7 protein-coding genes are annotated in these 12,862 nt (G+C 40.1%); 6 read left to right on the top strand and 1 reads right to left on the bottom strand.

The window, feature by feature from the left end:
* Window positions 1–438: 438 nt before the first annotated feature.
* The gene (gene glmS / locus ACORHT_RS08455; protein WP_434350017.1) at window positions 439–2,247 is read left to right on the top strand and encodes a glutamine--fructose-6-phosphate transaminase (isomerizing); all 1,809 of its coding nucleotides are present in this window, start codon (window positions 439–441) and stop codon (window positions 2,245–2,247) included.
* Between the two features lie 404 nt (window positions 2,248–2,651).
* Here the strand turns inward: glmS and ACORHT_RS08450 are convergent, their stop codons facing one another.
* The gene (locus ACORHT_RS08450) at window positions 2,652–4,136 is read right to left on the bottom strand and encodes a DUF1846 domain-containing protein (protein WP_434350016.1); all 1,485 of its coding nucleotides are present in this window, start codon (window positions 4,134–4,136) and stop codon (window positions 2,652–2,654) included.
* A gap of 152 nt (window positions 4,137–4,288) precedes the next feature.
* Here ACORHT_RS08450 and ACORHT_RS08445 point away from each other — a divergent pair, with 152 nt between their 5' ends.
* From ACORHT_RS08445 to cps4B, 5 genes are all read left to right on the top strand, one after another.
* The gene (locus tag ACORHT_RS08445; RefSeq protein ID WP_434350015.1) at window positions 4,289–5,899 is read left to right on the top strand and encodes a glycoside hydrolase family 13 protein; all 1,611 of its coding nucleotides are present in this window, start codon (window positions 4,289–4,291) and stop codon (window positions 5,897–5,899) included.
* 315 nt (window positions 5,900–6,214) lie between these two features.
* Window positions 6,215–8,182, top strand: a complete 1,968-nt coding sequence (locus tag ACORHT_RS08440; RefSeq protein ID WP_153225237.1) for a peptide ABC transporter substrate-binding protein — start codon at window positions 6,215–6,217, stop codon at window positions 8,180–8,182.
* A gap of 163 nt (window positions 8,183–8,345) precedes the next feature.
* The gene (locus ACORHT_RS08435; protein WP_434350014.1) at window positions 8,346–10,304 is read left to right on the top strand and encodes a peptide ABC transporter substrate-binding protein; all 1,959 of its coding nucleotides are present in this window, start codon (window positions 8,346–8,348) and stop codon (window positions 10,302–10,304) included.
* A 375-nt stretch (window positions 10,305–10,679) separates the two neighbouring features.
* Window positions 10,680–12,125 (top strand): LCP family protein, encoded by a 1,446-nt coding sequence (locus ACORHT_RS08430; protein WP_434350013.1) that lies wholly within the window; start codon window positions 10,680–10,682, stop codon window positions 12,123–12,125.
* 1 nt (window position 12,126) lies between these two features.
* Window positions 12,127–12,858, top strand: a complete 732-nt coding sequence (cps4B, locus tag ACORHT_RS08425) for a capsular polysaccharide biosynthesis protein Cps4B (RefSeq protein ID WP_434350012.1) — start codon at window positions 12,127–12,129, stop codon at window positions 12,856–12,858.
* Window positions 12,859–12,862: the final 4 nt, after the last annotated feature.

Here is a 12,862-nt window from a genome sequence, read left to right as displayed (position 1 = left end):
GAAAGCTGTGACTAGCTTTCTAGTTTTCTCTTTCGTTTTCATTGAGTCACAAGTTACTTTTAGTTTTTTCTAAGGAAAATATAAGCTATGTTTTAGGAAGGGATTTTATACTAGGTTCATCAAAAAGAAACGAGGACTCTCACATGACAATGACGATTAAAGTAAATTATCAAAAAACCTTTCAAGAAGTAGTAGAGGCAGACAAGCTTGCTACAAAATAGTATTTAAAAAGGGCGATAAAGCCCTTTTTAAATACTTGCTTTAGGTGAAATATGGTAGACTTTTAGTATAAAGAATCAGTAGAATCACGCTATACCAATTTTTACTCTTGACAAGTAAAAGAAACAAGTATATACTGTTTTTGCTGATTCTATAAAATAAGAATTAGACTATACCAATTTTAAGGAGAAAGCACAGCTAGCCTGTGTCGTATATACTATGTGTGGAATTGTTGGTGTTGTTGGAAACACAAATGCAACTGATATTTTGATTCAAGGGCTTGAAAAGCTCGAATACCGTGGCTATGATTCTGCGGGAATTTTTGTCCTAGGTGGTGCTGAAAACCATTTGGTTAAGGCTGTTGGTCGCATTGCAGAATTGTCTGCTAAAACGGCTGGTGTTGAGGGAACAACTGGTATCGGACATACTCGTTGGGCGACTCACGGGAAACCAACAGAGGACAATGCTCACCCACACCGCTCTGAGACAGGACGTTTTGTCTTGGTGCACAACGGGGTGATTGAAAACTACCTTGAAATCAAGGAAGAATACCTTGCAGGTCACCACTTCAAGGGACAAACAGATACAGAAATCGCTGTACACTTGATTGGAAAATTTGTTGAAGAAGACGGCATGTCAGTACTTGAAGCCTTCAAAAAAGCTCTTCACATCATCCGTGGTTCTTATGCCTTTGCCTTGGTTGACTCACAAGATCCTGAAGTCATCTATGTGGCCAAGAACAAATCACCACTGTTGATTGGTCTTGGAGATGGTTACAATATGGTCTGCTCAGATGCTATGGCTATGATTCGTGAAACTAACCAATACATGGAGATCCATGACCAAGAGTTGGTTATCGTGAAAGCTGATAGCGTTGAAGTGCAAGACTATGATGGCAACAGTCGTGAGCGTGCTAGCTACACTGCAGAGCTCGACTTGTCAGATATCGGTAAGGGAACTTACCCTTACTACATGCTCAAGGAAATCGATGAGCAACCAACGGTGATGCGTAAGTTGATCCAAGCCTATACAGATGAAGCTGGTCAAGTAGTGGTTGATCCAGCTATCATCAAGGCTGTTCAAGAGGCAGACCGCCTCTACATTCTAGCAGCTGGGACTTCTTACCACGCAGGATTTGCTTCTAAGAAAATGTTAGAAGAATTGACAGATACGCCAGTTGAACTTGGTATTTCATCTGAGTGGGGCTACGGTATGCCACTTCTCAGCAAGAAACCACTCTTCATCTTTATCAGCCAATCTGGTGAAACAGCTGATAGCCGTCAAGTTTTGGTTAAGGCCAATGAAATGGGAATTCCAAGCTTGACAGTGACAAACGTGCCAGGATCAACTTTGTCACGTGAAGCTAACCATACCATGCTTCTTCACGCAGGTCCTGAAATTGCCGTTGCTTCAACCAAGGCATATACTGCGCAAATCGCAGCTCTTGCCTTCCTTGCAAAAGCAGTTGGTGAAGCAAATGGCAACGAAAAAGCTCAAGACTTTGACTTGGTTCACGAGTTGTCTATCGTGGCTCAGTCTATCGAATCAACTCTCTCAGAAAAAGAATTGATTGATAGCAAGGTGCGTGATCTTCTTGAAACAACACGTAATGCCTTTTACATCGGACGTGGTCAAGATTACTATGTAGCCATGGAAGCTAGTCTCAAGCTCAAAGAGATTTCTTATATCCAGTGTGAAGGTTTTGCGGCTGGAGAACTCAAGCATGGAACTATTGCTTTGATTGAAGAAGGAACGCCTGTATTGGCCCTCTTGTCAGACCCAGTTCTTGCCAACCACACTCGCGGAAATATCCAAGAAGTGGCAGCACGTGGCGCTAAGGTCCTTACTATTGCAGAAGAAAATGTTGCTAAAGATACCGATGATATTGTCCTTACGACCGTACACCCTTACCTCTCACCAATCTCAATGGTCGTACCAACACAATTGGTCGCTTACTTTGCAACCCTACACCGTGGACTTGATGTGGACAAGCCACGTAACCTTGCTAAATCAGTAACGGTAGAATAAGCTAATACTCATCGAAAATCTCTTCAAACCACGTCAGCTTCCATCTGCAACCTCAAAACTGTATTTTGAGCGGACTTCGTCAGTTCTATCCACAACCTCAAAACACTGTTTTGAGCAACCTGCGGCTAGCTTCCTAGTTTGCTCTTTGATTTTCATTGAGTATAAGAGTTTAAATCATAACAAAAAGTGAACAAAATAGTTTTCTGAAAATCAGAATCCTGCTTTGTTCATTTTTTATGTATATTTAAGGTGAAACAAGGAGTAAATTAGGAGGCTTAGGTAGATAATTAAAATTCAATAATTAAATTAAAAGCCTTTAAAAAAAAATTCGACTTGATCACCATAAAAAAACTCTAAGAGCTGGACGATGAGGATCCAACTCTTAGAGGAGTGAGTGTCGTATTTTACTTGCGATACAAACGATCGTATTGGTAGTAAGGATCAAAGGTTACATTGATTCCTAGTTTGCGAAGAACATTTTTGTCTTCGTCTGTTAGGATAATCGTAGAGTGAGCTTCGCTTCCTTTGAGGTTTCCGAGTTCTTTCATGGCACGATCTGCATCAGGATTCTGCATAGCTGTGATTGCAAGTGCGATAAGGATTTCATTTGAGTGGAGTCGAGGGTTACGGCTACCCAAGTGATTGATTTTCAAACCTTGAATTGGTTTCACCACTTCTGGTTCAATTAATTTTGTTTCAGCATCGATGTTAGCTGATTTCTTGATTGCATTGATCAAAGCAGCGGCTGTTGGACCAAAGAGTTCTGAGTTCTTACCAGTAACGATTTCACCAGAAGGTAATTCAAGAGCTAGAGCTGGTCCGCCTGTTTCTTCTGCTTTTTGACGTGCGGCAACAGCAACCTTTCTATCAGCTGGTGTGATGCCAAGGTCGTTCATGAGCAGTTGGATTTTTTTAACGGCAGTTTCACCGACTTTTTCAGCCTTGAAATCAAGCACTGTTTGGTAGTAGCGACGGATGATTTCTTGTTTGGATGCTTCAATCGCTGCATCGTTGTCAATAATGGCAAAGCCAACCATGTTGACGCCCATATCAGTCGGAGATGCATAAGGAGATTTACCTAGGATACGTTCTAACATACGTTTCAGAACAGGGAAAATCTCGATATCGCGGTTGTAGTTGACTGTGGTTTCTCCATAAGTTTGGAGATGAAATGGGTCAATCATGTTGACATCATCTAGGTCTGCTGTAGCAGCTTCATAAGCCAAATTTACTGGATGATGAAGTGGGAGATTCCAAACTGGGAAGGTTTCAAATTTAGCATAGCCAGACTTGATACCGTTGATTTGGTCGTGGTACATGTTAGACATACAAGTTGCCAACTTACCTGAACCAGGCCCAGGAGCAGTCACGACAATCAAGTTACGACTAGTTTTGATATAGTCGTTTTTCCCCATACCTTCAGGAGAAATGATGTGATCCATATCTGTCGGATACCCCTTGATAGGGTAGTGGAGATAAGAGTCGATACCATTTTTCTCTAATTGATTACGGAAGGCATCAGCTGCCGGTTGGCCTGCATATTGAGTAATGACAACTGAACCAACAAAGATACCGAGTTCATTGAATTTATCGATCAAACGAAGCACTTCTTGGTCATAAGAAATGCCCAAGTCTCCACGAGCTTTTGAGTGCTCGATATTGCTAGCGTTGATGGCAATTACAACCTCGACCTGTTCCTTCAACTCTTGCAAGAGTTTGATTTTATTGTCAGGCTCATAACCGGGAAGAACACGAGCAGCGTGGAAGTCTTCCAACATCTTGCCCCCAAACTCCAAGTAGAGCTTACCGTCAAATTGATGAATACGCTCCAAGATATGGTCGCGTTGCAGATTCAAATATTGTTCAGAACTAAAAGCTTGTTTTTTCATTTTTTTACCTCTGACCTCTATTATATAAAAAAAATAGAAGATAAGAAACCGCGGAGGTTCGAAATAAGGAAAAAGATTCAAGCAAACGCTTGCATAAATGGTTGAAAAAGACTATGATGGTCTATAGATGAAATAGCAAAAGAGGTAAGAATATGCAAGAAAAATGGTGGCACAATGCAGTTGTTTATCAAGTCTATCCTAAGAGTTTTAAGGATAGCAATGGGGACGGGATTGGTGATTTACCTGGGATTACCAGTAAGCTAGACTATCTAGCTAAGTTAGGGATCACAGCGATCTGGCTTTCTCCAGTCTATGATAGCCCCATGGATGACAATGGTTATGATATTGCCAATTATCAAGATATCGCGGCTATCTTTGGAACCATGGAAGATATGGATGAGCTCATTGCTGAAGCTAAAAAACGAGATATCCGAATCATTATGGATTTGGTGGTCAATCATACATCAGATGAGCATGCTTGGTTTGTTGAGGCCTGTGAGAATCCTGACAGCCCTGAACGTGACTACTATATCTGGCGAGATGAGCCCAATGATTTGAAGTCTATCTTTAGTGGGTCTGCTTGGGAATACGACGAAAAGGCTGGTCAATATTACCTGCACTTTTTCAGTAAGAAACAACCAGACCTTAACTGGGAAAATGAAGAACTACGCCAAAAAATCTATGAAATGATGAATTTTTGGATTGATAAAGGGATCGGTGGATTTCGTATGGACGTTATTGACATGATTGGGAAAATTCCTGATCAGAAGATTGTCAACAATGGTCCTATGCTCCATCCCTATCTCAAGGAAATGAATCAGGCTACTTTCGGCGGCAAAGAGCTCTTGACAGTAGGGGAGACATGGGGAGCGACACCAGAAATCGCAAAACTATATTCAGATCCAAAAGGACAAGAACTGTCTATGGTCTTCCAGTTTGAACATATCTGTCTTCAGTATCAGGAAGGACAACCTAAGTGGCAGTACCAAAAAGAGCTAAATGTTGGGGAATTAAAAGAGATTTTCAACAAATGGCAGACAGAATTAGGAGTTGAGGATGGGTGGAATTCCCTCTTCTGGAACAACCATGACCTCCCTCGAATCGTCTCTATCTGGGGAAATGACCAAGAATACCGTGAGAAATCAGCCAAGGCTTTTGCGATTTTACTTCATTTGATGAGAGGAACACCCTATATCTATCAAGGTGAGGAGATTGGGATGACCAATTTCCCATTTGAAAAGCTAGATCAAGTAGAGGATATTGAATCCCTCAACTATGCCAAAGAAGCGCTAGAACAAGGTGTACCGCTAGAGCAAATTATGGATAGTATTCGTGTGATTGGGCGTGACAATGCGCGTACCCCAATGCAGTGGGATACTACAGACTACGCTGGCTTTTCAAGCTCGAAACCATGGTTAGGAGTCAATCCAAACTATGCGAAGATTAATGTAGAAGAGGCTTTAGCAAATCCAGATTCCATCTACTATACTTATCAAAAATTAGTTCAGATTCGCAAAGAAAATAGCTGGCTAATTCAAGCTGACTTTGAATTATTAGAAACGGCTGAAAAAGTCTTTGCTTATATCCGTAAGGACGGGAATCGCCGATTCTTAGTGGTAGTTAACCTCTCAAGTCAAGAACAAGAGTTTCACTTGGATGCAGTCCTTAAGTCAGTCTTGATTGCAAATACAGATGTCAAAGCTACCTTAGAACAACTAACATTAGCTCCCTGGGATGCCTTCTGTGTCGAATTAGCCAAATAAACCTAAAGGAGGCTGGGACAAAAGTGCCAGCCTCTCAATTGTCTTTGGATTACCGAGCAAGACGCAGTGGTTGAGTGGGCTCTACTACGCTGATTTCATCAGCTTTTACAGCCCTACTCAACTGTGCGGAGGTGGGACAACGAAATCGAATTCTAACGAATTACCGATTTCTGTCCCACTCTCTTTACTAAAATAAGTGTAGAAATTTCTTTAATAAATATTTGTTTGAATTTTCTAAAAAATACCTTATAAACCCTTGCTTTTATGGGAAAATAGGGTATAATGGTGAAAATAGTATTTTAAAGGAGAATACCAATGAAATCGAAAAAGTGGCTCGCAGTAGCAGGGATTACGATGAGTGCAGCTCTTCTTTTGGCAGCTTGTGGTAAGACTGAGAAAAAAGCTGACGCTCCGACATCATTCTCATATGTATATGCTATCGATCCATCATCTTTGGACTATAGTGTTACTAGTAAAAGTTCGACATCAGACGTTATCGCAAACGTTGTAGATGGACTCTTGGAAAATGACAAGTATGGGAATTTGATTCCATCTCTAGCTGAGGATTGGTCAGTTTCACAGGACGGTTTGACTTACACTTATAAGCTTCGTAAAGGTGTGAAATGGTATACTTCTGAAGGTGAAGAATATGCAGAAGTCAAGGCTCAAGACTTTGTGACTGGATTGAAACATGCGGCAGATGGCAAGTCGGATGGTCTAACTCTTATCCAAGATTCTATTAAAGGATTGGCAGAATATGTTAGCGGTGAGAGCAATGACTTTTCAACGGTAGGGATCAAGGCAGTCGACGATTATACTGTTCAATACACCTTGAACCAACCTGAAAGCTTCTGGAATTCTAAGGTGACAACAGCACCGATGCTTCCAGTTAATGAGGAATTCCTAAATTCTCAAGGTAAAGATTATGGAACACCAACACCGTCATCTATTCTCTACAACGGCCCATATATCTTGAAGAATCTAACTTCAAAATCAGTTATCGAGTACGAAAAGAATCCAAACTATTGGGATAAAGATAATGTTAAGATTGATCACATCAAGCTTACTTTCTATGATGGATCTGACCAAGAGTCATTGATTCGTAGCTTTGCATCAGGGTCATTCACAACAGCTCGTCTCTTCCCGACTTCTTCAAACTTTGAATCAACCAAGCAAGAATACGGAGATAAGATTGTCTATAGCCCGCAAGAAGCAACTAGCTATTATCTTACATTTAACGTAAACCGTCAATCTTACAATAAGACAGCTAAGACTGATGATGCTCAAAAAACATCAACAAAAGAAGCGCTTCTCAACAAGAACTTCCGTCAAGCCATCAATTTCGCGCTTGACCGTCATTCTTATGCGGCTCAGTTGAATGGTGAAGAAGGTGCAGACAAGATTATCCGTAATAGCCTTGTGCCTTTTGACTATGTCCAAGTAGGTGAAAAGACCTTTGGAGAATTGGCGCAAGAACAACTTGTCACCTATGGTGATCAATGGAAAGATGTTGCTTTGACAGACGGTAAAGATACTCTTTACAACCCAGACAAAGCAAAAGCTGCTTTTGAAAAAGCCAAGTCAGAATTGCAAAGCAAGGGCGTAACCTTCCCAATTCACTTGGATATTCCAGTTGAACAAACAGATGTCATCGCTGTACAGCAGACCAACTCCCTCAAACAATCTGTCGAAGCAGCGCTTGGAACTGAAAATGTTGTCATCGATGTTCTTCAAATGACTGATAATGAAAAGATGAGCATTACTTCTCAAGCTAAAGTTCCTTCTCAAAAGGACTATGACTTGAACGGAACTGGTTGGGGACCTGACTATCAAGACCCAGCGACCTACCTCAATATCCTAGATGCTAAGAAGGGTTCTGCCCTTAAACACTTGGGTATCACAAAAGGAAAAGATCCAGAAGTCATGGCTCAAGTTGGACTTGATGAGTACAAGAAACTCTTGGATGATGCAGCATCTGAAACAACAGACCTCAACAAACGCTATGAAAAATACGCTAAAGCACAAGCTTGGGTTTCAGATAGCGCCCTTCTCATCCCTGTTGCTTCTTCAGGCGGTTCTCCAACCGTAAGTCGCACAGTGCCGTTTACAAAAGCCTACTCTCAAGTTGGTATCAAGGGAGATCCGTTTGTATTCAAAGGTTTAGAGTTGCAAAATGATATTGTAACTACTAAAGAATACGAAGAAGCTCTCAAGAAATGGCAAAAAGAGAAGATTGAAACAAACGCCAAATACCAAAAAGAGCTAGCTAACCACGTTAAATAGCCTTCATAAAATATAGAAACAGAGAATGCCTGTCAAATGCGACGGGGGTTCTCTGTTTTTTATGGTTTGAAAGCTCTAAAAATTAAATAACTTTACTTTTGGTACAAAATTTGTTAAAATATATACATGTTATAAAACCTAACATATAAGGAGAAAGTAAATCATGGGCATGAAAAAACGCTTATTAGGAGCAGGTTTGACTCTTGCTGCAGCTATCTTGCTAACGGCTTGTGGCCAGTCTGCGTCAGATGACAAAACCTATTCTTCAACCTTTGGGGCTGACCCAACAACTTTTAACTACCTTTTGGACTATTCAGGTGACAATACCAATGTTATCACCAACTTGGTAGATGGTCTTTTGGAAAATGACAACTACGGAAATCTTGTTCCTGCCCTTGCAGAAGATTGGAGCGTCTCAAAGGATGGTTTGACCTATACTTACAAACTTCGCCAAGATGCCAAGTGGTTCACAGCTGATGGGGAGGAATATGCACCTATCAAAGCTCAAGACTTTGTGACAGGTGTCAAATACGCTGCTGATAATAAGAGTCAAGCGCTGGATTTGATTCAAAACTCAATCAAAGGCTTGGATGATTATGTGACAGGCGCAAATACTGACTTTTCAAATGTTGGTGTTAAAGCCTTGGATGACTATACTGTCCAATATACCTTGACACGTCCAGAACCTTTCTGGAATTCTAAGACAACAAATAGCATTTTGTTTCCAGTTAACGAAGAATTCTTGACTTCTAAAGATAAAGCATTTGGAGAGTTAAAAGCAGATAGTATTCTCTATAGTGGTCCATACTTGCTAAAAGAATTCACATCTAAATCATCACTTGAGTATATGAAAAACCCTCATTACTATGATCAAGAAAAAGTGACGATTGAAAGAGTTAAGTTGGCCTATGTTGATGGTTCTGACCAAGATATGACGATTCGTAACTTTGAAAGTGGAGCCTACTCATCTGCAGGTGTCTACCCAAATAGTTCAAACTTTGCTAAGACAAAGGAAAAATACAAGGACAATATCGTCTATAGTTTGCAAGGTGCAACTTCTTGGTACTATAACTTTAACGTCAATCGTCAGTCTTATAATTTCACAGCTAAGACCAGCGATGAACAAAAACAAGCTACTCAGGCTGCTGTTTCAAATAAAAACTTCCGTCAAGCTATCAACTTCGCCCTTGATCGTACATCTTACTCAGCTCAGTCTAATGGTGAAGAAGCTGCGAAAAACACTCTTCGTAACACACTTGTGCCACCTACTTTCGTACAAGTAGGAGATAAGACTTTTGGTGAGACAGTTGCATCTAAGTTGGTCAACTATGGTACACAATGGACAAATATGAATCTTGAAGATGCCCAAGATGCTTACTTCAACAAAGAAAAAGCGCAAGCTCAATTAGCAGAAGCTAAAAAAGAACTAGAGGCTCAAGGTGTAACCTTCCCGATTCATTTAGATTTGCCAGTGGATCAGGTCAACAAAACCTTGCTTCCTAAGCTTTATTCACTCAAACAATCTGTGGAATCCACACTTGGAGCTGAAAATGTGGTGATTGATGTAGTTTTAGTTTCAACTGAAGACTATGCCAATGCGACTTTCCAAGCACCGACACCAGCTGATCATGACTATGATTTGAACTTGGATGGATGGTCAGCAGACTACCAAGATCCTTCGACTTACCTCAATCCTTTCAATGCAGAAGATGGTTTCTATCTTAAGATTTTGGGACTTGATCCAAGTAAGGATGCTGACAAGATTACAGGCCTAGGAATGGATCAATACACTCAGAAATTGAAAGCGGCAGATGCAGAAAGCTCAGATGTAGCCAAACGCTATGAAAACTATGCAGATGCGCAAGCTTGGTTGATTGACAGTTCTCTTCTTATCCCTGTGAATTCAGATGGTGGTGGAGCTTCAGTAACACGTGTCACTCCGTTCACACGCGCATACTCACTTGTCGGAATCAAGGGTACTGGAAGTAACTACAAGTACATGAGATTGCAGAAAGATGTGGTTACCATTGCCCAGTTTGACGAAGCTAAAGCCAAATGGGAACAAGAACGTAAAAAAGTAGTCGAACAGAGTCAAAAAGAGCTTGAAAATCACGTCAAATAAGATAAAAAGAGGCCGGGATGACATCCTAGCCTTTTTTGCATGTAATAAGTCTCTAAATTGGCAATTACTAGTTTTTGGGCTTTTTGACCTTTCGAAAGTTATTTTAGCTTTTCTCTAGCTAGAGCATTCAGAAATTCAGAAGATTATTGGGGGATTGCAGGTATGGAACTGTGACAACAAGATCTCGTATACCGATTTCTGTAGCACCAATTTTTTAGATTTGAGTCTTTTTTTGAAAAACTTTGAGGTGTTTAATGATTAAAATATAATATTTTTGCTTTTAAGGTGAAATAAAACGGTTGCATTTCAGGTGTTGATAGCATCCAGTGTTACTTTGTGATATAATAAAAATAAAATGTTTAATAGAGGTGTAAGGTGGGAAGACGTTCAAAAGAAAGTAAAACGAGTAAGTTTCAACAAAGCTTCAATATTACTTTGTTGCTGGTATATGTAGTACTCGCTTGTTTTTTGTTGTTTTTAATATTCAGATATCATATCTTAGCTGTTAGTTATGCCAATCTTCTTCTAGCTGTTGTTATGGCGGTCATTGCACTAGTAGCCTTGTTTTTGATTTTAAATAGAAAAGCTAAGATTTTTACTTTAATTATGCTCGTGCTATCTATCATGACCAGCTCACTAGCCTTGGTTGGAGTTCGACAGTTCATTAGTTTGGCCAATCAATTAAATGCGACATCCAACTATTCTAGTTATTCTATCAGTGTTGCTGTCTTGGCAGATAGTGAAATTGGCAATGTGTCACAACTTTCCAGCGTGACAGCTCCAACTGGGACAGATTCTGAAAACATCCAAAAGTTGCTAGATGATATTAAAGCAACTCAGAGTAAAGACTTGTCTGTTGAAGAGAGCTCTTCATATCTTGCAGCTTATAAGAGTCTCTTGGCGGGAGACTCTAAGGCAATTGTCTTGAATAGTGTTTTTGAAAACCTGATTGAACAAGAATATCCAGACCACGCCAAGAAGATTAAAAAGATCTACACTAAGGAATTAACCAAGACTGTTGAAGCGCCTAAGGTTTCTCAAAACAAGGCCTTTAACCTTTACATTAGTGGGATTGATACTTATGGACCGATCAGCTCAGTTTCACGTTCGGATGTCAATATCATCATGACTGTTAATCAAGAGACTAAGAAAATTCTTTTGACAACGACTCCTCGTGATGCTTATGTGCCCATAGCTGATGGTGGAAATAATCAAAATGATAAATTGACCCATGCAGGTATTTATGGTGTGGATGCATCAATCCATACTTTAGAAAATCTCTATGGTATTGACTTGAATTACTATGCACGACTTAATTTCACCTCCTTCTTGAAATTGATCGATTTACTAGGTGGGGTAGATGTTTATAACGATCAAGAGTTTACATCGCTTCACGGCAAATATCATTTCCCTGTTGGTAATGTTCATCTAGACTCTGAACAAGCTCTGGGATTTGTGCGCGAGCGTTATTCATTAGCAAACGGTGATGGGGATCGTGGCCGTAACCAGCAAAAAGTCATTTCTGCTATAATTCAGAAACTAACCTCAACAGAAGCTTTGAAGAATTTTGATGGCATTATGCAAAGCTTGCAAGATTCAGTGCAAACAAATATGCCAGCTGAAACAATGGTGAGCTTGGTAAATGCTCAACTGGAAAGTGGTGGTAAATATACTGTCATCACTCGAGATTTAAAAGGGACCGGTCGTATGGATCTCCCTTCCTATGCTATGCCGGATAGCAGTCTGTATATGTTAGAAGTGGATTCTAATAGTTTGGAAACTTTAAAAACAGAGATCAAAGATATCATGGAAGGTAGATAAGATGATTGATATCCATTCGCACATAGTTTTTGATGTAGACGATGGGCCTCAAGATTGGGCAGACAGCAAAGCTCTTCTCGAAGAAGCCTACGCTCAAGGAGTTCGCACCATCGTTTCGACATCACACCGTCGAAAGGGGATGTTCGAAACTCCGGAGGATGAAATTGCAAGGAATTTTAAAGTTGTCAAGGAACTAGCTAAGGAGATTGCCCCTGACTTAAGGATTTTGTATGGAGCGGAAATCTATTACACTAGTGACGCTCTTAAGAAACTCGAAAATCAGCAGATTCCACAATTAAACGGCACTCGCTATGCCTTGATCGAATTCAGTATGAATACCCCTTATCGTGAAATCCATAATGCATTAACCAATGTTCTCATGCTAGGAATAACTCCAGTAATAGCTCATATAGAGCGTTACGATGCTTTGGAAAACAACGAAAAAAGGGTTAAAGAGCTTATTAATATGGGCTGCTATACACAAGTTAATAGTTCAAGTATCCTTAAACCAAAACTTTTTGGAGATACCTATAAATTCATGAAAAAACGTGCTCGCTATTTCTTGGAGCGAGACTTGGTTCATATAGTTGCTAGTGATATGCATAATCTGGATAGTCGTCCACCTTATATGAAAGAAGCCTACGAAATCGTAAGTAAAAAGTATGGATTGGATAAAGCTCGGGAACTATTTATGTTAAATCCCGAAAAAATCATTAAAGATCAAATTATTTAGGAGT

It is taken from the genome of Streptococcus sp. KHUD_014, from assembly GCF_051106275.1.
In the GTDB taxonomy this organism is placed as follows: domain Bacteria; phylum Bacillota; class Bacilli; order Lactobacillales; family Streptococcaceae; genus Streptococcus.
This window is presented reverse-complemented; position numbering and strand designations above follow the sequence as displayed.